The organism is Pseudoalteromonas distincta, from assembly GCF_005877035.1.
Lineage (GTDB): Bacteria > Pseudomonadota > Gammaproteobacteria > Enterobacterales > Alteromonadaceae > Pseudoalteromonas > Pseudoalteromonas distincta.
Genome location: NZ_CP040558.1, coordinates 1,445,654 through 1,471,826 on the forward strand (window position 1 = coordinate 1,445,654; position 26,173 = coordinate 1,471,826).

Annotated in this window: 23 protein-coding genes; 8 read left to right on the forward strand and 15 right to left on the reverse strand. The window is 41.1% G+C overall.

Annotation, left to right across the window (positions count from 1 at the left end; translation table 11 throughout):
• Nucleotides 1-235 precede the first annotated feature (235 nt).
• The 6 genes from FFU37_RS06390 to pxpB form a co-directional block, all read right to left on the reverse strand.
• Complete coding sequence (locus FFU37_RS06390; RefSeq protein ID WP_138489010.1) at nucleotides 236-1,123, reverse strand: PhzF family phenazine biosynthesis protein; 888 nt, start codon at nucleotides 1,121-1,123, stop codon at nucleotides 236-238.
• A complete protein-coding gene (asnB, locus tag FFU37_RS06395) occupies nucleotides 1,107-2,780 on the reverse strand; it encodes an asparagine synthase B (RefSeq protein WP_138489011.1) in 1,674 nt (557 codons plus the stop codon). The genes FFU37_RS06390 and asnB overlap by 17 nt, the downstream gene beginning before the upstream one ends.
• A gap of 153 nt (nucleotides 2,781-2,933) precedes the next feature.
• The gene (gene pcp, locus FFU37_RS06400; protein ID WP_138489012.1) at nucleotides 2,934-3,602 is read right to left on the reverse strand and encodes a pyroglutamyl-peptidase I; all 669 of its coding nucleotides are present in this window, start codon (nucleotides 3,600-3,602) and stop codon (nucleotides 2,934-2,936) included.
• Nucleotides 3,595-3,675, reverse strand: coding sequence for a hypothetical protein (locus FFU37_RS20535; RefSeq protein ID WP_138490009.1), 81 nt, complete (start codon nucleotides 3,673-3,675; stop codon nucleotides 3,595-3,597). Before FFU37_RS20535 ends, pcp begins: the two co-directional genes overlap by 8 nt.
• 49 nt (nucleotides 3,676-3,724) lie before the next feature.
• Nucleotides 3,725-4,651 carry a 5-oxoprolinase subunit C family protein gene (locus tag FFU37_RS06410; protein ID WP_138489013.1) on the reverse strand — a complete coding sequence of 309 codons (927 nt, stop codon included), beginning with the start codon at nucleotides 4,649-4,651 and terminating at the stop codon, nucleotides 3,725-3,727.
• Complete coding sequence (gene pxpB, locus FFU37_RS06415; protein ID WP_138489014.1) at nucleotides 4,644-5,309, reverse strand: 5-oxoprolinase subunit PxpB; 666 nt, start codon at nucleotides 5,307-5,309, stop codon at nucleotides 4,644-4,646. The genes FFU37_RS06410 and pxpB overlap by 8 nt, the downstream gene beginning before the upstream one ends.
• Nucleotides 5,310-5,565: 256 nt before the next feature.
• On the opposite strand from pxpB, the gene msrA reads away from it, so the two are divergent.
• Both msrA and FFU37_RS06425 read left to right on the forward strand, forming a co-directional pair.
• Complete coding sequence (msrA, locus tag FFU37_RS06420; RefSeq protein ID WP_039489755.1) at nucleotides 5,566-6,855, forward strand: peptide-methionine (S)-S-oxide reductase MsrA; 1,290 nt, start codon at nucleotides 5,566-5,568, stop codon at nucleotides 6,853-6,855.
• Nucleotides 6,856-6,988: 133 nt separating this feature from the next.
• Nucleotides 6,989-7,765 carry a transporter substrate-binding domain-containing protein gene (locus tag FFU37_RS06425; protein WP_138489015.1) on the forward strand — a complete coding sequence of 259 codons (777 nt, stop codon included), beginning with the start codon at nucleotides 6,989-6,991 and terminating at the stop codon, nucleotides 7,763-7,765.
• A 1,227-nt stretch (nucleotides 7,766-8,992) separates the two neighbouring features.
• On the opposite strand, the gene FFU37_RS06430 is transcribed toward FFU37_RS06425, so the two are convergent.
• The 9 genes from FFU37_RS06430 to FFU37_RS06470 form a co-directional block, all read right to left on the reverse strand.
• A complete protein-coding gene (locus FFU37_RS06430; protein WP_002961883.1) occupies nucleotides 8,993-9,874 on the reverse strand; it encodes a LysR family transcriptional regulator in 882 nt (293 codons plus the stop codon).
• Nucleotides 9,875-10,207: 333 nt separating this feature from the next.
• Nucleotides 10,208-10,864, reverse strand: coding sequence for a CoA transferase subunit B (locus FFU37_RS06435; RefSeq protein WP_138489016.1), 657 nt, complete (start codon nucleotides 10,862-10,864; stop codon nucleotides 10,208-10,210).
• A gap of 14 nt (nucleotides 10,865-10,878) precedes the next feature.
• A complete protein-coding gene (locus tag FFU37_RS06440) occupies nucleotides 10,879-11,577 on the reverse strand; it encodes a CoA transferase subunit A (protein ID WP_138489017.1) in 699 nt (232 codons plus the stop codon).
• 261 nt (nucleotides 11,578-11,838) lie between these two features.
• A complete protein-coding gene (locus tag FFU37_RS06445) occupies nucleotides 11,839-12,735 on the reverse strand; it encodes a hydroxymethylglutaryl-CoA lyase (RefSeq protein WP_138489018.1) in 897 nt (298 codons plus the stop codon).
• Entirely contained in the window at nucleotides 12,735-14,768 is a 2,034-nt protein-coding gene (locus tag FFU37_RS06450) for an acetyl/propionyl/methylcrotonyl-CoA carboxylase subunit alpha (RefSeq protein ID WP_138489019.1), read from the reverse strand. The genes FFU37_RS06445 and FFU37_RS06450 overlap by 1 nt, the downstream gene beginning before the upstream one ends.
• Before the next feature lie 8 nt (nucleotides 14,769-14,776).
• Nucleotides 14,777-15,547, reverse strand: coding sequence for an enoyl-CoA hydratase/isomerase family protein (locus FFU37_RS06455; protein ID WP_039489743.1), 771 nt, complete (start codon nucleotides 15,545-15,547; stop codon nucleotides 14,777-14,779).
• A 12-nt stretch (nucleotides 15,548-15,559) separates the two neighbouring features.
• Nucleotides 15,560-17,167 (reverse strand): carboxyl transferase domain-containing protein, encoded by a 1,608-nt coding sequence (locus tag FFU37_RS06460; protein WP_138489020.1) that lies wholly within the window; start codon nucleotides 17,165-17,167, stop codon nucleotides 15,560-15,562.
• Nucleotides 17,168-17,177: 10 nt separating this feature from the next.
• Nucleotides 17,178-18,353, reverse strand: coding sequence for an isovaleryl-CoA dehydrogenase (locus FFU37_RS06465; protein ID WP_002961873.1), 1,176 nt, complete (start codon nucleotides 18,351-18,353; stop codon nucleotides 17,178-17,180).
• A gap of 56 nt (nucleotides 18,354-18,409) precedes the next feature.
• Complete coding sequence (locus FFU37_RS06470) at nucleotides 18,410-18,844, reverse strand: MerR family transcriptional regulator (RefSeq protein ID WP_008135264.1); 435 nt, start codon at nucleotides 18,842-18,844, stop codon at nucleotides 18,410-18,412.
• 330 nt (nucleotides 18,845-19,174) lie between these two features.
• On the opposite strand from FFU37_RS06470, the gene FFU37_RS06475 reads away from it, so the two are divergent.
• The 6 genes from FFU37_RS06475 to mmsB all read left to right on the forward strand — a co-directional run bounded on the left by FFU37_RS06475 (nucleotide 19,175) and on the right by mmsB (nucleotide 26,164).
• Nucleotides 19,175-20,356, forward strand: a complete 1,182-nt coding sequence (locus FFU37_RS06475) for a thiolase family protein (protein WP_138489021.1) — start codon at nucleotides 19,175-19,177, stop codon at nucleotides 20,354-20,356.
• A gap of 125 nt (nucleotides 20,357-20,481) precedes the next feature.
• A complete protein-coding gene (locus tag FFU37_RS06480; protein WP_138489022.1) occupies nucleotides 20,482-21,972 on the forward strand; it encodes a CoA-acylating methylmalonate-semialdehyde dehydrogenase in 1,491 nt (496 codons plus the stop codon).
• A 171-nt stretch (nucleotides 21,973-22,143) separates the two neighbouring features.
• On the forward strand, nucleotides 22,144-23,301 hold the full coding sequence (locus FFU37_RS06485) for an acyl-CoA dehydrogenase family protein (protein WP_138489023.1): 1,158 nt from the start codon (nucleotides 22,144-22,146) through the stop codon (nucleotides 23,299-23,301).
• A 10-nt stretch (nucleotides 23,302-23,311) separates the two neighbouring features.
• Nucleotides 23,312-24,103: an enoyl-CoA hydratase gene (locus tag FFU37_RS06490; protein ID WP_138489024.1), complete on the forward strand. Its 792-nt coding sequence runs from the start codon at nucleotides 23,312-23,314 to the stop codon at nucleotides 24,101-24,103.
• Entirely contained in the window at nucleotides 24,103-25,254 is a 1,152-nt protein-coding gene (locus FFU37_RS06495; protein ID WP_138489025.1) for an enoyl-CoA hydratase/isomerase family protein, read from the forward strand. The genes FFU37_RS06490 and FFU37_RS06495 overlap by 1 nt, the downstream gene beginning before the upstream one ends.
• A gap of 10 nt (nucleotides 25,255-25,264) precedes the next feature.
• Entirely contained in the window at nucleotides 25,265-26,164 is a 900-nt protein-coding gene (gene mmsB, locus FFU37_RS06500; protein WP_138489026.1) for a 3-hydroxyisobutyrate dehydrogenase, read from the forward strand.
• Nucleotides 26,165-26,173 lie beyond the last annotated feature (9 nt).

Here is a 26,173-nt window from a genome sequence, read left to right on the forward strand (position 1 = left end):
TGCAGCAATATGTTTGGTTTTTAGGCAAGGCAGAGCCTATGAAGTGTGGTTATTCCACATAAATAGGCGATAACGCAACATAAATGCCAAACATGTGCTGCCCTTCGGGTTCTGCCTAGGGGCGATAAACTCTTTGTTGTTCGATTTTTACTTAGCCCACTAGGTTACAAACCTCTCGCCGCGATTTAATCGCCCCTAGATTGAACAAATTTCAATTCGCAAAGGTCAACACGCCCTAGTAAATGACAACTTTAGCATTGTTAAGCTCATAGCTTAGCAATGCGCCATTATTTGATTTCTGTATAAGCTTAGCTTTATTTAAACCATGTAGTCTAAATAGCAGGGGGGCAATAACAGATACCGCAGAGCCCGTTGCACTGTCCTCATTTACTCCAAACTGGGGTGCAAAATATCTAAAATGCGCTATGGCATTTTTCTTGTCTTTATTTTTTATACTAAGCGCTATAACTGCATTTTTGTGGAGTTTACTCAAAGCCTTAAAATCAACATGTAAGCTTTTTAAATAGTCTTTTTCAACGTCTTTACTAAATTCTTCATTAAATTCTTCATTAAATTCTTTATTAAATAATACAACCGTATAACCGTTTTTATCACCGGTACTGTAGGCTGCTTTTATTGCGGTTGAAAACACACTTTTTAACTCACCTTTAGCTAATTCGCTTTTTTTTGGCTCTATACTTTTTAGTAACAACTGGGCGCGTTGTTTTTTTACTCTTATAGTAAAGCGCTCATGACTCATTGCTGTAAATACTTCAGGGCAATAACCAAAATACTTTATTAAAAAATTAGCGGCCGCTAAAGTACCATGCCCACAGCGTTTAATTTCACTTGTTTGGTTAAACCAGCGAATATTACAATGGCGTTTAGTTATCTCATTTTGATTTAAAAATACGGTAGCAGGGTGGTTTGATTGTGATGCAATATATTGCATTGTTTTTGATGTTAACCCAATTTTATAAATAACAATTAAAGCACTAGAGCCTTTTAAGTTATTTGCAGGGCTATAAAAAACAGATTCGGTGGAAGTGAGTTTTATAAAGCGAAGCGTAAGCCATTTGGGCTTACGCTTCGTTAAACAAAGAGTGTTATCCTTTGCTTGCATAAGCGTCGTTATGAACGCCCGCAGCACGACCTGATGGATCTGCATTGTTTTGGAACGATGCGTCCCATGCAAGTGCTTCAGGAGTCGAACACGCTACCGATTTACCATGCGGTACACATTTAGCTGATGCATCACCAGGAAAGTGCGATTCAAAAATAGTACGGTAGTAGTAAGCTTCTTTTGAATCTGGCGTATTAATAGGGTATTTAAATTTAGCATTTGCAAGCTCTTGATCGCTCACTTGCTCATTTACAAACTCTTTTAACGTATCAATCCAGCTGTAACCAACACCGTCTGAAAATTGCTCTTTTTGGCGCCATAAAACTTCATCAGGCAAGTAGCCATCAAAACCTTCACGTAAAATGTGTTTTTCAATTTTGCCATCTTTACACATTTTGGCTTCAGGGTTGATACGCATAGCAACATCAACAAATTCTTTATCAAGGAACGGTACACGTGCTTCAACGCCCCATGCTGCCATTGATTTATTAGCACGTAAACAGTCAAACATATGCAGTTTTGATACTTTACGGTTTAGCTCTTCATGAAACTCTTGTGCGTTAGGGGCTTTATGGAAGTATAAGTAACCACCAAATAGCTCATCAGCACCTTCGCCAGATAACACCATTTTAATGCCCATCGCTTTAATTTGGCGAGCCATTAAGTACATAGGTGTAGAGGCACGAATCGTTGTTACATCATACGTTTCAATGTGGTAAATCACTTCACGCAGAGCATCAATACCTTCTTGAATGGTAAAAATGATAGGGTGGTGAATAGTACCAATCATGTCAGCTACTTTTTGGGCAGCGGCTAAATCAGGTGAACCCTCAAGGCCTACTGAAAAAGAATGCAACTTAGGCCACCATGCATCGCTTTCGTCGTTATCTTCAATACGTTTTGCAGCAAAACGCTGGGTAATAGCAGAGATAACCGATGAGTCTAAACCACCAGAAAGTAATACACCGTATGGTACATCACACATTAGCTGGCGTTTAACGGCCGCTTCTAATGCATCTTTAACGTCTTGTGCTTGTGCGCTGTTATCTTTAACTGCATCAAATGTTTCCCAATCACGCTTGTAATAAGGTGTCATTTTGCCATCTTTGCTGTACAGGTAATGCCCTGGTGGAAATTCTTCAATATGCTTACAAATTGGAGAAAGTGCTTTTAACTCAGAAGCAACGTAAAAGTTACCGTGCTCGTCGTGACCAGTGTAAAGCGGGATAATACCAATATGGTCACGGCCAATTAAGTAAGCGTCATTTTCTTCATCGTATAAACAAAATGCAAAAATGCCATTTAGATCATCTAAAAAGTCAGGCCCTTTTTGTTTATAAAGCGCTAAAATAACTTCACAGTCTGATTGAGTTTGAAAAGTAAAATCAACATCTAGCTCTGCTGCAAGTTCTTTATGATTATAAATCTCGCCATTAACCGCTAAAATATTTGTTTTTTCAGGATTGTATAAAGGCTGTGCACCGCTTGATACACCAACAATAGCTAAACGCTCATGTACTAAAATAGCTTTTTCAGATGCATATACACCAGACCAATCTGGGCCACGGTGTCTAAGCAGCTTTGACATTTCAATTGCTTGGGTACGCAATTGAGCGGGATCAGATTTAATATCTAATACCCCAAAAATTGAACACATAGTAACTCCTCATTCCTATTATGTGTGCAGCAAAGCCAATTTGCTGTGCTGCGAAACCTTGTTTTATCAGAAAAAATTACTCAAGTCACATAGCTTTTACAATTAATTAAGAATAATTTATGCACCAAGTTATATGTAACCGCACCAAAGTGGTCAATGCGTGGTGCCTGCTGCTATTTTTACGTCGTTATTATTGTTCAAAGCTTGTGCAATCATCACTTTTAGCGCGTTAATAACAGTGTCTTCACACATGCTAGGTGCGCCATTGTGGTGCACAGCTTGGCTTGGTAAATAAGGAATATGCACTAAGCCACCTTTCATTACAGCGCAGTGATCATTTATGTAATGCATAAGGCCATACATAACGTGATTGCATACATACGTACCTGCCGTATTGGAAATGGCAGCAGGTATATTGCTGTTGTGCAGTGCTTGTAACATGCGCTTTATTGGTAAGTTTGTGAAATAGGCATCAGGGCCATTTTTTTCTATTGGTGTATCGATAGGCTGCTTACCTGCATTGTCTTTAATGCGTGCATCGTCAACGTTTATTGCAATACGCTCAATTGATATTTCGCTGCGCCCACCAGCTTGGCTTATACATAAAACAACCGCCGGATTGTGCGACTCAATGGCGTTTATAAGCTGACTGATAGACGTATTAAATTCACAGGCAAGTTCTAGTGTGCATATTTTGTGTTTCATGATGATAGTTTCATCAAGTTTTTGCACTGCTTGCCAAGAAGGGTTTATAGCTTCGCCACCAAAAGGAGCAAAGCCAGTTATTAATACACACGGCATAGTAGAAGTTGATTTAGTCATTAAACACCAAGCTATACATTAAAATAATATTAACGGCGAGTAAGGTAACGGCCGTCTGAATTTGAACCTTTATTACATGGTACCTATTTTTAAAATCTAGGGCGTGTTGATTCTAGAATATTTTATAGGTTATTTTTAAGTGCAAGGCTCAATTGATGTAGGTGTCCGTCAAGTTTCTGCTTCGCCTTTGCTGCTTCTTCAAACGTTACATATTTAAACTCAACAGTATCTAAAGGTCTAAATTGTGCAAATTGACGTAAGTCGGCTTCAATAACAGTCCCTAACAGAGGGTAGCCCCCTGTGGTTTGGCCATCATTTAGTAACACAATTGGCTCTCCACTTGGTGGTAATTGAATACTCCCAGGGCTCACCCCTAATGATGGCAAAGAGTGCGAATGCCCCAAATTATTTTTATGCTCAAGCCTTACGCCCATTCGGTTACTATTATTGCTGACTTTAAAAGCGGTAGACACAAAGTTGCTAAGTAAAGTATCGCCTAATAAGTCGGCATGAGGACTTGGATGCAGGCGTATAAGTTTGCGCTGGGCGGGAGCAATTGCGCCTACCTTTATAAACTCTCCATAATAAGGAGTAATAGGTATTTCATCACCAGTGGTGAGAGATCTACCTTCAAAACCACCAAAACATGCGTTTAAATCTGTAGACTTAGAACCCATAACCTCAGCATTTTGTATACCGCCTTTCACTGCTAAATAAGCTCTTAAGCCCGCTCTACCAGTAGCAAAACTTAGGACTTGTTTGTTTATTACTGCGTATGTCCAACCAGGATAAATTGCATGTCCATCAAGGGTTGCTTGCAAATCTGCACCATGAAGCGCAATTACTGTGTCGCAGGTAAATTCCAGTTCGCACAAACCCACAGTTATTTCTAAAACGGCATCATTGTCGTTATTGTTAAGTAATCTATTAGCAATTATTTGTGCATAAGGGTCTAGGCTGCCCGCTTTGCTTACACCTAAATGGCGGTAGCCCTCACGGCCAAAATCTTGAATTGTAAGTAATACACCACTTTTAAGTACTTTAATCATGATTTGCTCCTTTATTAACGAGCGGAACAAATTCAAGCGTATCGCCTGGTTGAATTAAACAAGGTTGCCCAGAGGTCGAATCAAACAAAGCAGTATCTGTATGACCTATTATATGCCAACCACCTGGGGTATCTGCGGGGTAAATTCCGGTTTGTGCAGCACCTATCGCAACAGAGCCTTTAGGAACCCTAGTACGTGGCTCATCACGCCTTGGTGTATGTAATTGCTCATTTAAGCCATGTAGGTAAGCAAAACCGGGCTGAAAGCCTAAAAATAAAACGTGGTACTTGGTGTTACTATGAATATTAATAACCTCATCGGCACTTAAATTATGATAGCGAGCCACGTAATTAATGTCCTCACCCTTGTATGTGGTTTCGATTAAGTGATGCTGCCCCTTAAATGTACTCGTTTTAATATCATTCCACAGCGAAGGTAGCACTTGTAACCACTGTTTTAAGTGTTTATCTGATTTTAAATAAAGAGTGAGCGAGTTCATGGCGGGCACCAAATCGCTAAATTCATCAGTGCTTTTACAGTGGCTAGCTAAAGCCCAAATTTTCTTTTGAATAGAGAGTCTATCTATAGCGTCTAAATGCGATGCATCAAACAGTAAACTACTGTTTGTTAATACATAAATATGAGGAGCTGGCTTCATTAAATAAACCTATTTGTACAACATAATTCAAACGTAACACAGTTTTATTAATTTATTTACACCATTGCGACTAAGTGGTTATGTTTAGTGTTTATTTACCCAGCTTACTTTAAGAGTGTTTTTATATTCAATTAATCGTATTTAACTTATTGAGGACCAAAATTTAATACGCTTCGTACTAAATAAGTAATTAGGTTGAAATGAAAATTAGGATAAGGAGGTCTTAGTTAGCACGCACTTGTTTAAGAGGTACTTTATGAAACACCAGCATTTATTATATTTATCAGGCGCTGCTATTATATTTAGCGCAGGCAGCTTTGCTTTATCTATGGAAAAGGTTGAGCACAGTAATGTAGAAGCCACCATGCATGTAGAAACCATTGTACTTGGATCGGGTTGTTTTTGGGGAGCCGAAAAACGCTACGAAGCGCTTAATGGCGTTATTGATGCTGAATCGGGGTACGCTGACGGCAATGGCTTTAAAGCTACCTACAGAAATATTACTGATCAGTCTCGTCGTTTTGACGAGAACAATTATGCTGAAGTTGTACAAGTTATGTATAACAGCAATATAATTTCAGCAGAAGATCTCTTAAAAAACTATTTTGAAAGTCACGACCCTACACAAAAAAATCGCCAAGGTAACGACATTGGTACTCAATATCGCTCAATTGTATTAACGACTACTGATGCACAAGCTAAAGTAGCTGAGCAAGTTAAATCGCAATATCAGCAGCTTTTAACTGATGCAAGCTATGGCAAAATTGAAACAGTTATTAAACCGCTTCAAGGTTTTGTATCGGCAGAAGAGTATCATCAAAATTATTTAGAAAAGAACCCTAATGGCTATTGTCCCGATCATTCTACCGGTGTTGTTTTTAATAAAACACCTGTAGAAAAAGTAGATAACACGGCTTTATTATCAGGGAAACAAATCGTAGTCTTAGATTCACGTGAATACTGCCCATACTGTGAAAAGTTTAAAAAAGCAGTCGCAAATGATTACAAAGGGACAATACCAATGTCGTTTCGCCATGCTGACCAACTTGATGATTTAACTATTAAGTCAGCCACGTGGGCAACACCGACCATTTTGTTTTTAGAAAATGGTATTGAGGTATATGGCCGTCAAGGTTATGCAACGCCTGAAGAGTTTTATAAAGCATTAGGCGCTTTTAAATTAGGTAACAGTGATGCTTATAAAGTTGCATTTGATGCACGAACAGATAGACCTTACTGTAAAGAGTACAAAGAGTTTAAAAATACACCAGACGGCACTTTTGTTGATAAATTAAGTGGCGAGCCACTATTTGATACAAGCGATAGGTTTAACTCAGGTACTGGTTGGTTGTCGTTTACTCATCCTGTAAAAAACAACGTAACACAGCACGACGATAGCAGCTGGGGCATGACACGCATTGAGCTTCGCTCTAAAAGTACAGGCATACACTTAGGGCATTTATTTCCAGGTGAAGGTCCAAGAGGTCGCGATCGTTACTGTATTAATGCAACAGTCCTTGATTTTGTACCGAGAGATAAAAGCTAAACCTTTTCTTTACGTAGCCTGATTTTAATCAGGCTTTTTTTTGCATAAAACAAAATAGGCTTATCATAATCTTTGCAAATTTGTTAAAATTTAAGCGTGCAGCTAATCGTCAATAATATTACTTAGGTTATTAATGAATCAATTAAAAAAAATAGCAACGCAGTTAATATATTTGCCATTCGCTTTACTGCTTTTAATAAACAACGCTAAATCAGCGACTCATTACGTAGTAGGCGTAGAGAATATAGAATACCTTCCATACTACGATGGTAGTGGGGCTGATAACCGCGACTATTATGGTTTCAGTCAAAAGTTACTTACCTTGTTTGCCCAGCAGCATGACTTTGAGTTTGAGTTTTACACACTACCTATTAATCGACTTTACAAAGAATTTGTGGAACATCGCCATGTCGACTTTAAGTATCCAGATAACCCTAGCTGGAAACCAAGCTACAAAGCTTCATTTATTGATGTAAATAAAATTATTTATTCGCAGCCAACCGTTGTGACTAAAACGGGCATTGCGAGCTTAAATAAAAATATCACTATTGATGAATGCATTAGTTTTGCAACGGTAAGAGGGTTTACGCCTCAAAGCTTCAAACCGTTAATGAATAATGAAAACGTTGAGTTAATAGAAACAGCTAACGTAATTGAATTAATAGAGTTGCTTTTAAAAGAGCGAGTGGAGTGTATTTACATATCTAACGATGTATTAAATTATAACCTCCTAAAATACTTTAAATTAACCCGACCTGTTTATTTTCAAAACGAATTGCCGACAGATTTACAAGCCTTTCTATTATCGTCGATTGACTACCCTGACATAATCAAGAAATTTAATACCTTCTTGATTTCACATAAAGTGCAAATAAGTAAATTAAAAAAAGAATATCAAATTAAAAATTAATTAAAAAAGCCTCGTAAGTTATAACTTACGGGGCTTTTAAAAGTATTAAACTTATATTGCATATCATGTGGTTTGCGCCAAAAATAAAAACAGTTCAAGCCAAGTCACCACCTAACTTGAACCGCTTTTTCACACTGACAACATCTTCACACACAATATAAAGATTCTGTTTACTACGCGTTGGTAGCTTTGTATTAAATATCATGTGGTTTGCGCCAAAAATAAAAACAGTTCAAGCCAAGTCACCACCTAACTTGAACCGCTTTTTCACACTGACAACATCTTCACACACAATATAAAGATTCTGTTTACTACGCGTTGGTAGCTTTGTATTAAATATCATGTGGTTTGCGCCAAAAATAAAAACAGTTCAAGCCAAGTCACCACCTAACTTGAACCGCTTTTTCACACTGACAACATCTTCACACACAATATAAAGATTCTGTTTACTACGCGTTGGTAGCTTTGTATTACATATCATGTGGTTTGTGCCAAAAATAAAAACAGTTCAAGCCAAGTCACCACCTAACTTGAACCGCTTTTTCACACTGACAACATCTTCACACACAATATAAAGATTCTGCTTACTACGCTTTGGTAGCTTTGTATTGCATATCATGTGGTTTGCGCCAAAAATAAAAACAGTTCAAGCCAAGTCACCACCTAACTTGAACCGCTTTTTCACACTGACAACATCTTACACACACAATATAAGATTCTTTTCACTGCTACGTTTGAGTTACTAGAACTCTAAAGGTTGCATTTATTGCTCTTAAGAAACAACTTAACTAAGTTGTTTTGAGCTGATAAAGCAACTTTAATATTTAACTTTATTTTCGACAAACGATAAAAACGAAACCAATGAGTGAAAAAAATTAAACTATAGACTTTAGTCTAATGTATGGCGCTAAGTTTATGTATTTAATTAAAAAATATTATTCAAATTTGCAGGAAGTTATACCAATCTGCTTATATATGGGGTCTATTTAACGTTAAGAAAATTACGCTAGAACTAGGCAAAAATTTTTGTATTTAGTTGTTCTCGGCAATTGCTCCCTGCATTGCTCTACCTCCTGCATCCATGCAGTCGTAAATAAAAAATTTTTAACGACGTAATAGTGCAATTTAATTAGTTAAATTGATCAAAGATTTATGCAGGTTGGTATTAGACGAGTTCAGTAATACAACACAGAGTTGGTTGTATTACTGAACTCACTTAATAGGGGATTATTCTTGAATTTTTCTAAACGTATTTACAACCCACTTCGCAAATAAATCAAGGGGGTGATTAGGCGTGCTTGATTCGTGCTGCACTAAATAGTATTTATCTTTAGTTGTTAAAGGCTGTTCGAATAATTTGTAAAGCCATTGCTCATCTAGCCAGCTTTGGCTAATAGGCAGTGGGATAAGTGCAATGCCCATGCCTTGCTGCGCTGCTCGCGCTACACCAAACATGCTATCTATTTGAATAATCTGCGAAGGAGAAAAGTCATCAATCCCTGCTTTTTCGGCCCACTGATGCCAAGCCCAAGGGCGAGCTTTGTGCAAGATTAGCGGAACTTGGTTAAGGGCTTGACGATGATCGTCCCTCCACTGGTCGAGCAATTTTTTATTACATGCAGGAATATATTCAAGGTTAAACAACTCAGTCGCTAACCCTTCAGTAGGTTTACCAGAGGACAATACAATAGATAAATCGCTATGACGCGTTAATTCTTTGCGTGTTTTAAGCGTGTCCATTTGCAGGTTTATATTAGGGTGTTCCGACGTCCACTCACTTAATTTAGGCATGAGTAGTTCGCTGGCAAAAAATTCAGGCAGGGTAATCGTCAAATTTGTATTTTGCTGCATCTGACTAAACTCATTAATGGTGCTCTCTAACATTGTGATGATAGGAGACACAGCATCAAAAAAGTTTTTACCCGCTGTGGTTAAGCTAATTGAACGCGTTTTACGTTGAAAAAGCTCAATACCAAGTTGTTCTTCAAGTTGTTTTATTTGATGGCTTACCGCAGACGGCGTTAAGTACAGCTCATTAGCTGCATGCTTAAAACTTAGGCTTCTTGCGGCAAAGCAAAAAGAGCGAAGGCCACGAATAGGAGTTTGCATGTTTTCCAGAATTATTTAATTTATTGAGACGCCTTACTTAGGCAAAATTTGAACCAACTATTTAATGTTTAAATATCAGTAGGTTAAAAATAAAATTAACGCTAGTTCACAAAAAGGGTGCAGGCTATCCACAAAATAGTGCAAAGAATCTAAGCGCTTACATTTAATTTATATTTGTATTATAGATAAAATTTACTACAGATGTATGAATGACGGTAAAAATAATGACAAAAGATAAAAAAAATCCCTCGTAAGAGGGATTTTGGGTAACTCAGCGCCATTGGCACTGGGAATGAGGTCGGTACAGGGTAAAGCGTTATTTTAAGTTAAAGCCTAAAAAACCATTTCTGGAACTTCACCGTCAACAAGTAATTTACCTGCTGTTTTACTAATGATTTCATCAACAGTAACGCCCGGAGCACGTTCTAATAGATGAAATGCGCCGTCTTTAACTTCTAATACGGCTAAATCTGTTACTATTTTTTTTACGCAATTAACGCCAGTAAGCGGTAAAGAGCAGGACTCTAATAGTTTAGAGTCACCATGCTTACTTGCATGGGTCATAGTAACAATAATATTTTTCGCGCCAGCGACTAAATCCATCGCGCCACCCATGCCTTTAATCAGCTTTTTAGGGATCATCCACGATGCGATGTTGCCGTTCTGGTCAACTTCAAATGCACCCAGAACGGTTAAGTCTACATGACCACCCCGTATCATGGCAAAACTATCTGCACTATTAAATATGGCTGCACCTGTGGCTGCTGTCACGGTTTCTTTACCCGCGTTAATCATATCGGCGTCTAGCTCTGCTTTAGTCGGGTACGGGCCCATGCCTAAAAGGCCATTTTCGGACTGTAACATAACTTCAATATCATCTGGTACATAGTTTGCGACGAGTGTCGGAATTCCTATGCCCAAATTTACGTAGTAACCATCTTGAAGTTCTTGTGCAACGCGCATTGCAACTTGTTCACGTGATAATGCCATAATTTTGCTCCTGCTTAATCTCGTGTTGTTACACGTTCAATGCGTTTTTCAAAGCTGCCTTTAATAACGCGATTTACAAAAATACCCGGGGTATGAATTTGGCTTGGTTCAAGCTCACCCGGCTCTACAATTTCTTCTACTTCGGCAACGGTAATTTTGCCCGCTGTTGCCGCCATTGGATTAAAGTTCATGGCGGTGTGTCTAAACACTAAATTACCAAAGCGGTCGGCTTTCCACGCTTTAACAATAGCAAATTCACCTGTTATAGACTCTTCTAAAATATACGGGCGACCTTTAAACTCTTTTACATCTTTACCCTCAGCCACAGGAGTACCGTAACCGGTTGCGGTGTAAAACGCAGGTATACCCGCGCCGCCAGCACGCATTTTTTCAGCTAATGTACCTTGAGGCGTAAGCTCTACATCAATTTCGCCACTTAATAACTGCTGCTCGAATAGGGCATTTTCGCCAACGTACGAGGCAACTACTTTTTTAATTTGTTTGTCTTGTAATAAAATACCTAAACCAAAGTCATCAACACCACAGTTATTAGATACTACGGTTAAGTTTTTTGTTTGCATGTGCTTAATTTGTTTAATTAAGCCCTCAGGAATACCACATAAACCAAAACCACCGGCAATAATAGTATCGCCGTCTTTTAATCCTTCCATTGCAGCTTCGTAACTAGAAACTACCTTATCAAAACCGGCCATGAGTCTCTCCTCATTGTGTGCTATTTGTTGTTAACTATCTTTAATCATCATTTCATAAGATAGCTATTTAACCTGAACTCTGGTTAATAGATTTACTAACATATGAATCAGGGTGATATTTAAATTTATTTTCTCTAGCCAGAGATTTTCAGTGAAAACAAGGCGAATTTACGCGTCAATAGCTGGCCTATTGCAAGTAAATTCAACGCAGTTAGTGCTGAAAATAGCTGCTCGAGATAGATTTATTATCCAGAGCTCAGGTTATTTTGTGTGCAGTGCCACAGATACTTTGCTCACAGGTTGCTTACCAAGTGCTTTGGTTATCTCCCAGCCAGTGTCACTTAACCTTTGTAAATCAATTCCATGCTCAATGCCAAGCCCTTGCAGTAAGTAAACTACATCTTCGGTGGCAACATTTCCTGACGCACCCTTAGCATAAGGACAGCCACCAAGGCCTGCAACTGCCGCGTCAACCGTTGCTATACCTAGGCTTAAGGCTGCGTAAATATTTGTAAGCGCTTGACCGTAAGTATCATGAAAATGCACGGCCAACTTGGCTTTATCAATGTGCGTTAAAAGTAACTCGATTAATTGCGTTACTTTTTTAGCGGTGCCAACACCAATGGTATCGCCAAGGCTTACTTCGTAACATCCTAAATCTAACAGCTTTTGCGATACACTAAGTACTGCTTGTGGGTTAATTTCACCCTCGTAAGGGCAACCTAGCACACAGCTTACATAACCACGTACGCGGATATTATTCGCTTTAGCAAACGCCATTACTTCACTAAAGCGCTCAATACTTTCATTAATTGAGCAGTTTATGTTTTTTTTACAAAACGACTCACTCGCAGCGGTAAATATAGCAAACTCTTTAATGCCAACAGCGTGCGCTGCTTGCGCACCTTTTAAGTTAGGTGTAAGGGCACTTAAATTCACATCAGGTAAATCAAGGGCTGATATTACATCAGCCGAGTCTGCCATTTGCGGCACCCACTTTGGGGATACAAACGCGCCAGCTTCAATATCTTTTAAACCTGCAGCACTTAGGGCGTTAATAAGCGCTACTTTATCGGCTGTGCTTACTGTTTTTTCGTTTTGTAGGCCGTCTCGCGCACCAACTTCAACAATACGTACTTTAGTTGGAAAGACACTCATTATGCACCTTCCTCAGTTGTATCTTCGACAATAGCAAGCAGAGCACCATGCGTTACTAATTCGCCTTCACCAAAACAATAGCTTTTTAAAATGCCGTCGTGTGGTGCGTTAAGCGTGTATTCCATTTTCATGGCTTCGATAATAACAACCGCATCGCCTTTGGTAATTGTGCTACCAATGTCGATTAAGTGCTTAACTACTGTGCCATTAAGGGGCGCGGCAAGAGGCAGTGCTTCGCTTTCGTGCGAACTAATATAATGTTTATCAACTAGCTCAAACTTAGTTTGCAGCGCTTTATTCATAACAGTGACAATATTGCCCGCAGTACTATTGCTCAAAGTACTATTGCCAACAATATTATTACCTACCGTAGTTACGTGCGCGGTATGTTTTTCGCCATTAATAAATACACTGCAAAGATTATTATTTAATGTGCCTTGTAGATTAAAAACGTGCTCGTTATGCCTAATACTATAGCCTGCTGTCGTTTTTATAGCGCTTAGCTGCAAATCAGCAAAAGGGACTTTAATTGCTTGTGGTGCATTGAGTGTAAAACCACTCAGTTGTTGCCACGGGCTTGCACTGTTTTGCGCATTTTGGGTATTAGTTAGCGATTCTAAATATGCAAAAGCAGCAATAAGCTGGCTCGTTTGTAATAACGATTCGTCAACCGCAACTAACGAGTTGCCTTGCTCTGCAATAAAGTGTGTGCTTGGCGCACCTTGTTTAAAGGTAGGGTGGCTTGCTAAATTATGTAAAAAGCCAATGTTAGTGCTAAAACCCGCTAAATGAAATTGCTCAAGGGCTTGTTGTAAGCGGCTCAGTGCTTGTTCGCGATTGTCGTCGTGCACAATAAGTTTTGCAATCATTGGATCGTAAAACGGGCTGATTTCGTCGCCTTGTGCAATGCCTGTATCAATGCGTACAAATTCACTGTTAAGCGGTGTGTGTAGTGCTTCAATAGTGCCCGAGCACGGAATAAAGTCGTTGGCTGGATCTTCTGCGTATATACGTGCTTCAAAGCTATGACCCTGCAATTGAATATCGCTTTGTGCCAGAGGCAGTGTTTGCCCACCCGCAATATTAATTTGCCAGTTGACTAAATCTACACCGGTTACCATTTCGGTCACAGGGTGTTCTACTTGAAGGCGCGTATTCATTTCCATAAAGAAAAATTCATCGCCACACAGTAAAAACTCAACCGTACCAGCGCCTCTATAATTTATAGCCAGTGCACAACGTACAGCCGCTTCGCCCATTTCTTTGCGTAGTTCGTCAGATAAACCCGGAGCAGGGGCTTCTTCAATTACTTTTTGATGACGACGTTGCAAAGAACAATCACGATCGCCTAAATAAACACAGTTACCGTAGTTATCTGCAAATACTTGCACTTCAACATGGCGAGGCTGGTTAACGTAGCGCTCAAGCAATACTAAATCGTTACCAAAACCGGCAATCGCTTCACGTTGCGCACCTTGTAGTGCGCTCATAAAGTCTTTTGCTTTTTGTACAACGCGCATGCCTTTACCACCGCCACCAAAGGCAGCTTTAATGAGTACGGGGTAGCCAATTTTTTCAGCTTCACTTTGTAAAAAAGCAGGGTATTGTTTATCGCCATAATAACCAGGTACTAATGGCACATTAGCAGCTGCCATTATTTCTTTAGCTCGGGTTTTAGACCCCATTGCTTCAATACTGCTTGCTGGTGGCCCTATAAAAGCAATGTTATTAGCTTCGCAGGCTTTAGCAAATTCGCTGTTCTCAGATAAAAAACCATAGCCCGGGTGAATACAATCAGCGCCGCAGTCTTTGGCAACTTGTAAGATTTTGTCTGCTACTAAATACGAATCTTTACTTGGCGCGGCACCAATATGGTAAGCCTCATCGGCCATTTTTACGTGCTGGGCATGTTTGTCTGCATCAGAATAAACCGCGACCGTGGTTAAGCCCATTTGTTTTGCGCTGCGCATTACACGGCACGCAATTTCTCCACGATTGGCAATTAGTATTTTTTGTAATCGTTGTGTCTTCATAATCAATCCTACAGTTGCCAAGCGGGTGGGCGTTTATCAAAAAAAGCACTTAGCCCTTCTTGACCTTCTTCAGATACGCGAATTTTTGCAATACGCTCAGCGGTAAGCTCAATGAGTTCATCGGTTATTGGTTTATTTGCTACATCGTTAATTAATGCTTTTGCGGCTTTTACTGCAACAGGTCCGTTATCAATCAGTGTTTGCAGCATATTATCGAGTGCACAGTCTAAATTACCGGTTACTTGATGAATTAAACCAAGTTGCTTAGCAGTATGGGCATCAAACACTTCAGCCGTTAAAAAGTACCTGCGAGCAGCGCGCTCACCAATGGCTTTAATGACATACGGGCTAATAACCGCCGGAATAAGACCCAGCTTTACTTCACTTAAACAAAATTGCGCATCGTCTTTACTAAGGGCTATGTCGCAACAGGCAATTAAGCCCAGTGCACCACCAAAAGCAGCACCTTGCACAGCACAAATTGTAGGGTGGGGCGAGCTTGCCAATACCTGCATCAACTTAGCTAATTGCATTGAATCAGCTAGGTTATCGGCATAGTTGTTATCAGCCATTGATTTCATCCAAGCTAAATCAGCACCGGCTGAAAAGTGTTTACCCTCAGTTTTTAAAACCAAAGCACGAATATCAAGCGTATTTGCATGTTCAATACACTGGATCAGTTCGTGTATTACTTCACTGTTAAATGCGTTTCTTTTTTCTGGGCGACTTAACACAAGTACAGCCACATTAGATTTTGTTATTTGTAGTGTTACTGACATTTTGCGCTCCGGTTACATTCTAAATACGCCAAATTTCGAATCACGTTTTGGTGCGTTATTAGCAGCCGTTAACGCAAGCCCTAATACATTACGTGTATCGGCAGGGTCTATAATGCCGTCATCCCACAAGCGTGCGCTGGCGTAATACGGATGACCTTGCTCTTCGTACTGATCAATAATTGGCTTTTTAAAATCACTGATTTCTTGCTCGCTCATGCTTTGGCCTTTGCGTGCTAAACCATCTTGTTTAACTTGCGCCATTACACCGGCTGCTTGCTCGCCGCCCATGACCGAAATACGGGCATTAGGCCACATCCACATCATAGTTGGTTCAAATGCGCGGCCACACATACCGTAGTTACCTGCGCCGTAAGAGCCGCCAATAAGTACTGTGAATTTAGGCACGTCAGCACACGAAACCGCCATCACCATTTTAGCGCCGTGCTTTGCAATGCCTTCGGCTTCGTATTTTTTACCCACCATAAAGCCGGTAATATTTTGTAAAAACACTAAAGGAATATTGCGCTGAGCACACAGTTGAATAAAGTGCGCGCCTTTTTGCGCCGACTCACTAAATAAAATACCGTTATTAGCCACTATGCCAACAGGATTGCCATAAATATTGGCAAAGCCGGTGACCAGCGTTTCACCAAAGTAACGTTTAAATTCATCAAATGATGAGTCGTCCACTGTGCGCGCTATTACTTCGCGTACATCAAACGGCTTTTTAAGGTCGGTGCCTACAATGCCGTAAAGCTCGTTTATATCGTATCGCGGTGGTTTTACATCATCTAGAAGAGGGGCCGTAGGGCGTGTGTAATTAATACGCTCAATACATTGGCGCGCAATAGACAGCGCATGAGCATCGTTTTCAGCGTAGTGATCGGCAACACCCGACACTTTACAGTGCACATCGGCGCCGCCTAACTCTTCGGCTGTTACTTCTTCGCCGGTTGCTGCTTTTACAAGGGGCGGACCTGCTAAAAATATAGTGCCTTGATCTTTTACAATAATACTTTCATCTGCCATTGCAGGTACGTACGCACCACCTGCGGTACATAAGCCCATTACTACAGCAATTTGTGGAATGCCTTTACCCGACATACGGGCTTGATTGTAAAAAATACGACCAAAATGCAGCTTATCTGGAAATACATCATCTTGCTCTGGCAGATTTGCACCGCCGGAATCCACCAAATAAATACACGGTAAGTGGCAGCGCTCTGCGATGTCTTGTGCGCGTAAATGCTTTTTAACGGTAAGCGGAAAATATGTACCGCCTTTAACCGTGGCATCGTTTGCAATAATCATGCATTCAACGCCTTTAACACGGCCAATACCGGCTACAACGCCTGCACAAGGTATTGCTTGTTCGTACACACCAAAGGCAGCAAATTGCGAAATTTCTAAAAACGGTGAGCCTTCGTCAATTAATGTATTTATGCGGTCGCGTACAAATAATTTACCACGGCCTTCGTGGCGCTCTTTTAATGCAGCGCCTCCGCCTTGGCTAATTGTGGCTACTTTACTGCGTAAATCATCCACCAGCGCTGACATATTTTTATGGTTTTGCACAAACGTTGGATCGTGAGGATTAACGCTCGATTTTAAAATAGTCATGGTTTAATCCTTAACGGCTTTCTGTGAAAAGTTCGCGGCCAATAAGCATGCGGCGAATTTCGGATGTACCAGCACCAATTTCGTATAATTTAGCGTCGCGAAGAAGACGGCCCGTTGCGTATTCGTTTATGTAGCCATTGCCACCTAAAATTTGAATCGCATCTAGTGCCATTTTAGTTGCAAGCTCAGCAGCGTATAAAATTGCTCCGGCTGCATCTTTACGGGTTGTTTCGCCTCGGTCACACGCTTTAGCTACCGTATATACGTATGAGCGGGCAGCATTCATTTGTGTATACATGTCGGCTACTTTGCCTTGAATTAACTGAAATTGACCAATAGGGGTATCAAACTGTTTACGTTCATGAATGTACGGTACCACTATGTCCATACACGCTTGCATTATGCCAAGCGGGCCCGCTGCAAGTACTACGCGTTCGTAATCAAGGCCACTCATAAGTACTTTAACGCCTTCGTTTAAGTTACCTAAAATGTTTTCCTCGGGCACTTCGCAGTTTTCAAATACCAGCTCACAGGTATTTGAGCCGCGCATGCCCAGTTTGTCGAGCTTTTGCGCTGTTGAAAAACCAGGAAAGTTGCTCTCAACAATAAACGCGGTAATGCCTTTAGCGCCGGCGTTTAAATCTGTTTTAGCGTAAATAACTAATGTGTGCGCGTCTGGGCCATTGGTGATCCACATTTTATTGCCGTTTAAAATGTACTTATCGCCTTTTTTTTCGGCTTTGAGTTTCATCGATACAACGTCAGAGCCCGCATTAGGCTCGCTCATTGCAAGAGCACCAATGTGCTCACCACTAATAAGCTTTGGTAAGTATTTTTCTTTTTGAGCTTGTGTGCCGTTACGGTTAATTTGATTAACGCACAGGTTTGAATGTGCTCCATAGCTTAACCCTATAGAGGCACTGGCACGGCTAATTTCTTCCATAGCAATAACATGTTCTAAGTAACCTAAACCGGCGCCGCCAAGTTCTTCAGATACGGTCATACCTAGTACGCCCATTTCGCCCATTTGAGTCCAAAGTTGATTTGGGAAAGCGTTATCTAAGTCCGTTTTTTCAGCAAGCGGGGCAATCTCCTGACTCGCAAAACTGTTTACGTGGTCGCGGATCATATCGGCAGTTTCGCCAAGGCCAAAGTTCATTTCTTTATATAGTGAAATAGTGCTCATGATTCATTCCTGTGTGACGTGTGTGTTGTCAGTGTGTTTTTATTTTAAAAATAAACTTACTCGTCTATTTTATTAAGCGTGTCTCTACAGCGGCGCTCGGCCGTCACCAACTCCATAAGAACAACTTTAATGTCGTCCATTTGTTGAGATAGGTCTGCTTTTTTTTCTGAAATAAGGTCAAGCATAGTAACCAACTGCTTAGCGCTTGATTTATCTGCGTCGTACAGTTCAAACAAACGACCGGTTTCGGCCAATGTAAAGCCAAGGCGCTTACCACGTAATATTAGTTTTAAACGCACTTTATCGCGTTTTGAATAAATACGGGTTTGACCATTACGTTCTGGCGTTATTAACCCTTGGTCTTCGTAAAAGCGAATAGAGCGGGTTGTAATGTCAAATTCTTTAGCGAGTTCGCTAATGCTAAATGTTTGTTCATTACTGGCCGGCATTTTGGCTGAGCTTGCAAAGTTTGTTTGATTATCTGGTTTCATAATTGTATTTACCTCATTCGAATAACCCCAATATAAGTGAAGTTTACGTAAAGGTAAAGCCTGGTGTGATTTGAAACTATTTATAAAGGGATGTTTGAGCGAGGTATTGATTTATATTATTAATATTCAATGGGTTAATTTTATTTCATCAGTGTAGCCTAACCGATGGAAAATAATCCTTACACTTATAAAACTAAAAATTAAGCTGTTTTTAGTTGACGTTGGCGTAAACGTTAGTATTGTGTAAGGGTATTAAATAATAAATGAATACTAAATTAATAGAGCAAATATACTAACAACTATTTGCATATAAATACAATGGAGTTAGTTATGACTTTAGAATCAGTGGTAATTGTAGCAGCAAAACGCACCCCAATGGGTGGTTTTATGGGAGCGTTAAGTGATGCGCAGTCTACCGAGCTTGGCGCTACCGCCATTGCAAGTGTACTCACACAAACTGGTTTAGCTAATGATGCAATAGACGAAGTAATTATGGGCTGTGTATTACCAGCAGGCCTTGGACAAGCACCTGCACGCCAAGCAATGTTAAAAGCAGGCCTTGCACTTAGTACTGGCGCTACAACAATTAACAAAGTATGTGGCTCTGGTTTAAAAGCGGCCATGCTTGCAAACGATTTAATTAAAGCGGGCTCTATTCAATCTGCCATTGCCGGTGGCATGGAAAGCATGACAAACGCACCGTACTTTATACCAAAAGCGCGTGGCGGAATGCGTATGGGACATGGCGAAATAAAAGATCACATGATGAGCGATGGCCTTGAAGATGCTTACGACAACAAAGCTATGGGTTGTTTTGCACAAGACACCGCCGACGAATACGGGATTGGTCGCGAGCAAATGGATGCGTTTGCATTAGGCTCATTAAGTAAAGCTAAAGCCGCGATACAAAACGGTAGCTTTGATAACGAAGTTGCACCGCATACGATGCAAACACGCAAAGGCGATGTAACAGTATCGATTGATGAGCAACCAGGCAACGCCCGCCCAGAAAAAATTCCTACCTTACGTGCTGCTTTTAAAAAAGACGGCACTATTACAGCCGCTAATTCATCGTCAATTTCAGACGGTGGCGCAGCGCTTATATTAATGAGCGAATCAAAAGCAAAAGAGCAGGGCTTAACACCGCTTTGTAAAATTGTAGCGCACAGCACGCATTCTCAAAAACCAAGTGAATTTACAGTAGCGCCAGTAGGGGCAATAAGCAGCGTGCTTGAAAAAGCAGGCTGGGCTGTAAACGATGTTGACCTTTGGGAAATTAACGAAGCATTTGCCATGGTAACCATGCTGGCTATTAACGAGTTAAAACTTGATGAAAGCAAAGTAAACGTTAATGGCGGTGCATGTGCATTGGGTCATCCAATTGGTGCAAGCGGCGCGCGTATTTTAGTAACGCTTATTCATGCCCTTAAAAACCGAGGCCTTAAAAAAGGCATTGCGTCTTTATGTATTGGTGGCGGTGAAGCGGTTGCTATGGCCGTAGAAGCGTATTAACTAGGTATTAAGTAGTTATAAGAAAGCTATACGAATAACTATAAAAGCGCTGCACTAATAATACTAACAAAGCGGCGCTACCAATTTTAAAAGAGAACACACAACTCACACACTAGGATTTAATCATGCACCAAGTACCACTACTTATTAATGGCGAATTTATTCAATCAGCATCAAAAGAGCTTATCGATGTTATAAACCCAGCAACTCAAGAAGTACTTGCACAAGTGCCATGTACCACAGAACCAGAAATGGACGCGGCAATTGCCTCAGCTTCTGAGACGTTTAAAACATGGAAAGACGTACCTATTACTGAACGTGCTCGCATTATGATGAAGTACGCGGCGCTATTAAAAGAACATCATGATGAGCTTGCTACCATTATTTGCCACGAATTGGGTAAAACATTTGAAGATGCAAAAGGCGATGTTTGGCGTGGTATTGAAGTAGTAGAACAAGCAGCAAACGCACCATCATTAATGATGGGTGAAACAATGGAAAACGTAGCGCGTAAAATCGATACGTATTCTTACATGCAGCCACTTGGCGTATGTGCAGGTGTTACTCCGTTTAACTTCCCTGCAATGATCCCACTTTGGATGTTCCCGCTGGCTATTGTGTGTGGTAACACCTTTATTTTAAAACCGTCTGAGCAAGACCCACTTACTCCAATGCGCTTAGCAGAGCTATTTATTGAAGCCGGTGCACCAAAAGGCGTATTACAAGTTGTTCACGGTACAAAAACACAAGTAGACCGCTTACTAGAAGATAAAGCAGTACGCGCTATTTCGTTTGTTGGCTCGTGTGGTGTAGGTGCTTATATTTATTCTAAAGGCACGCAAAACCTTAAGCGCGTGCAAGCCTGTGTTGGCGCTAAAAACCACATGGTTATTATGCCTGATGCAAGTAAATCGCACGTTGTAAATAACTTAGTAGGCGCATCGGTCGGTGCTGCTGGCCAGCGTTGTATGGGTATTTCGGTTGCTGTATTTGTAGGTCAAGCAAGTGAGTGGGTAGATGAAATTAAAGCCGGCTTTGAAAATGTACGCCCAGGCGTGTGGGATGATGCAAATGCGGCATACGGTCCACAAACATCAAAAGCAGCAAAAGCACGTATTTTATCACTTATTGCTGGTGGTAAAGAGCAAGGCGCTACCTGTTTAATTGATGGCTCTGACTTTACAGTTGAAGGATATGAGCAAGGTAACTGGGTTGGCCCAACGTTATTTACCGATGTAACCAAAGAGATGGATTTATACAAAGAAGAAATATTTGGTCCAGTACTCGCGTGTATGTTTGTAGACACGCTTGATGAGGCAATCGCCCTTATTAACGACAGCCCTTACGGTAACGGTACCTCGTTATTTACCTCAAGCGGCGCAGTGGCTCGTAAATTCCAACACGAAATTGAAGTAGGCCAAGTAGGTATTAATGTGCCAATTCCGGTGCCGCTTCCATTCTTTTCGTTCACTGGTTGGAAAGGCTCGTTTTACGGCGATACTCACACGTACGGTAAACAAGGTATTCGTTTTTACACAGAAACTAAAACGATTACATCACGTTGGTTTGAAGACGACATTGCGTCGGGTCCAAACATGAGTATTAACTTAAAATAATCGTAATTAAAAAATGAGTAAATAAAAGAATAATTAATAAAAAAGATGGGCGCGAAGGCTACTTCACACACAACACACACAACACACACATAAGCCTTCGCCGCTCGTCACAAACTATCCCTGTGACGGGAAACACTAACAACACAACTAACACAATTAAAGAGGTCTACCATGGACTTTAACTTATCTGAAGATCAACAAGCCTTTGCACAAACTGCACGCCAATTTGCCGAGTCAGAACTTGCGCCCCATGCAGCTAAATGGGATCGCGAACATATTTTTCCTAAAGACACGATTAAAGCAGCCGGCGAGCTTGGTTTTTGTGGTTTATACACGCCAGAGGAAGCAGGCGGCCTTGGTTTATCTCGTTTAGATTCGAGCATTATTTTTGAACAACTTGCTATGGGTTGTACCGCAACAACGGCCATGTTAACCATTCATAATATGGCCACCTGGATGGTAGCAAGTTTTGGTACCGATGCCGTTAAAGACAAATACGTAGAGCAATTAGTAATGGGCGAGCTACTTGCCTCTTATTGTTTAACAGAGCCAGGGTCGGGCTCAGATGCCGCATCACTTAAAACAAAAGCCGTGCTTGAGGGTGATGAGTACGTTATTAACGGCTCAAAAATGTTTATATCGGGCGCTGGCGAAACCGAAGTATTAGTGGTAATGGCACGTACAGGCGGCGAAGGCGCTGCGGGTATTTCGGCATTTGTAGTGCCTGCCGACGCAAAAGGCGTGCAATACGGCAAAGCTGAAGAAAAAATGGGTTGGAACGCACAACCTACACGCCTAATTAGCTTTGAAGATGTACGCATTCCTGCGCATAACTTGTTAGGCGCAGAAGGCGAAGGCTTTAAATTTGCGATGCAAGGCCTTGATGGCGGCCGAATTAACATTGCTACATGTTCAATAGGTACAGCGCAAGCGGCGCTTAATACAGCCCGTGAATATTTAAAAGAACGTACACAATTTGGTAAACCATTGGCTGCGTTTCAAGCATTGCAATTTAAAATTGCCGATATGAACACCGAGCTTGTAGCTGCGCGCCAAATGGTAAGGCTTGCTGCATTTAAACTTGATAATAACGACGTTGAAAAAACCACTTACTGCGCCATGGCTAAACGTTTTGCTACCGATGTTGGCTTTACTGTGTGTAACGACGCACTGCAAATTCATGGTGGTTACGGTTACATAAAAGAATACCCGCTTGAGCGCCATGTACGTGATGTACGCGTTCATCAAATTTTAGAGGGCACTAACGAAATTATGCGTGTGATTATAGCGCGCCGTATTTTGGCTGAGTCTGCAAGCGACGTTTTATAAGGAGCAATGTATGTCAGAATCTAAATCTAATCCGAGTATTGAACTTACAACACAAGGTCATGTTGCTATTTTAACTATGTCTAATCCGCCAGCAAATACCTGGACAAAAGACACCCTAGTTGATTTAAAAAATACCGTTAACGCGCTTAATAATAATAAAAATATTTATGCATTAGTACTGACTGGTGAAGGCGAGAAGTTTTTTAGCGCAGGTGCCGACCTAAACGTATTTGCTGGTGGCGATAAAGGCGTAGCCGCCGATATGTCGCGTGTATTTGGTGAAGCATTTGAAGCGCTTAGTAATTTTAGAGGCGTGTCGGTTGCGGCCATTAATGGTTATGCAATGGGCGGCGGGCTAGAAGTTGCGCTTGCGTGCGATATACGTATAGCTGAAGAGCAAGCACAAATGGCGCTCCCTGAAGCTAAAGTTGGGTTATTACCCTGTGCGGGTGGCACACAAAATTTAGCATGGCTAGTAGGCGAAGGCTGGGCAAAACGCATGATTTTATGCGGCGAGCGCTTAAAAGCTGATAAAGCCTTGCAAATTGGCTTAGTAGAAGAAGTAGTACCACAAGGTGAAAGCTTTGCGGCAGCACTAAAACTGGCCAACCAAGTAAGCGAGCAAAGTCCTACCTCAGTCGCTGCATGTAAAACATTGATTCAAAAAGGGCGCCATCAACCAATGGCAAGTGTATTACCTCTTGAGCGCGAGTTATTTGTTGGTTTGTTTGATACCGAAGATCAACAAGAAGGTGTAAATGCCTTTTTAGAAAAACGCCGCGCTAACTGGGTAAACGGCTAATGAGTGCTTTAACATTAATAAATAGCGCCGATGAGCCCGTGGTATTTGAAACCGCAACCGCAGAAAACGGCAGTTTAATTGGGCTTATTACACTCAACGCGCCAAAAGCATTAAATGCGCTTAATTTTGAGATGATCAAATTACTTGAACCGCAATTGCGAACTTGGCAAGACGATGATGCAATCGCAATGGTGTTGTTAAAAGGCGCAGGCGATAAAGCATTTTGTGCTGGTGGCGATGTTGTAAGCCTTTATCATGCAATGGCGCAAGGTAAACCAACAAGCTTAGTTGAAGAGTTTTTTACGCTTGAGTACAAGCTTGATTACCTTATTCATACCTTTGATAAACCAATCCTTGTTTGGGGTAACGGCATAGTGATGGGCGGCGGTTTAGGGCTAATGGCCGGTGCTAGCCACCGCGTTGTTACTGAAACATCACGCATTGCCATGCCAGAGCAAACCATAGGTTTATACCCTGATGTAGGCGGCAGTTACTTTTTACATAAAATGCCACAAAGTGTGGGGCTATTTTTAGGGCTAACGTCGGCATCAATTAACTGCGACGACGCGCGTTTTGTATCGCTTGCCGATCACTTCATCGACAGCACTAAATATGATGCCATGCTTGCGCAAATTTTAGCAGCTAAATGGGGCAAAACCGCAAGCTTAAATCATGAGCGTTTAACTAAGTTATTAACCGATTTAGATAACCAATCTGCGCGTATGCCAAAAGGCAATATAAAAGCTAATTTAAAAACGATTCAAAAGCTGGGTGAATTTACAACCTTGCAGGAGCAGGTAGATTATATTTTAGGGCTAACCACTGACGATAAATGGCTACAACGCGCCCAAAAGTCACTTAAACATGGCTGCCCACTAAGCTGCGCACTCGTTAGTGAGCAATTAAAAACCAGTAAAGGCAAAAGCTTATTAGCGTGTTTTAAAATGGAGCTGGGTATGTCGGTGCGCGCTGGCGAAGTAGGTGAGTTTCAAGAAGGTGTAAGGGCGTTATTAATAGATAAAGACGGCGCACCTAATTGGCAGTACAAAACTCTTAGTGATGTACCACAAACAATAATAGACAGCTTTTTTGTTAACCGCTTTGGCGAAAATCATCCACTCGATGGCTTAGACACGCCAATACACAAATAAAGGAAAGACGATGACTAAACTCAATATCGGTTTTATCGGCTTAGGCAATATGGGCGGCCCAATGGCGGCTAACTTAATTAAAGCTGGACATACTGTGAGTGTGTTCGATTTAAACCAGTCGGTCGTAAATGAACTTGCAAGCAAAGGCGCAAAAGCCGCAGTTGATGCAAAGCAGTGCGCAACAAATGCTGACGTACTTATTAGTATGTTACCTGCGGGCAAGCATGTTAAATCGCTGTATTTGGGTAATAACGACGACAGCGGTTTAATTAACGTGCTAAGCAAAAATACATTAGTAATTGATTGCTCAACAATAGATGCAGAATCAGCACGCACTGTAGGCACTGCACTTGGCAAACAAGGCATAAGCTTTGTAGATGCACCGGTATCGGGCGGCGTTGCAGGCGCAACTGCAGGTACACTTACTTTTATTGTAGGCGGCGAAAAAGCCGCGTTTGATAAAGCAAATACAGTGCTGAGTGATATGGGTAAAAACATATTTCATGCAGGCGATATTGGTGCAGGGCAAGTAGCAAAAATATGTAATAACATGCTACTCAGTATTTTAATGGCAGGCACCAGCGAAGCACTGCAAATGGGTATTAACAACGGCCTCGATCCTAAAGTACTTAGCGACATAATGACCGCAAGTTCTGGGCGAAACTGGACGCTTGAACTTTACAACCCTTGCCCAGGTGTAATGGATACAGCCCCTGCTAGTAACGATTACAAACCAGGCTTTATGGTTGATTTAATGGCTAAAGATTTAGGCCTTGCCATGGAAGCCGCGCAGCAAAGTAATTCATCAACCCCTATGGGTTCAATGGCTAAAAATTTATACACTATGCTACAGCACCAAGGTGCGGGTAGTGATGACTTTAGTGCCATTTTTAAACTGTTTTCAAAGTAGGAGCAACGC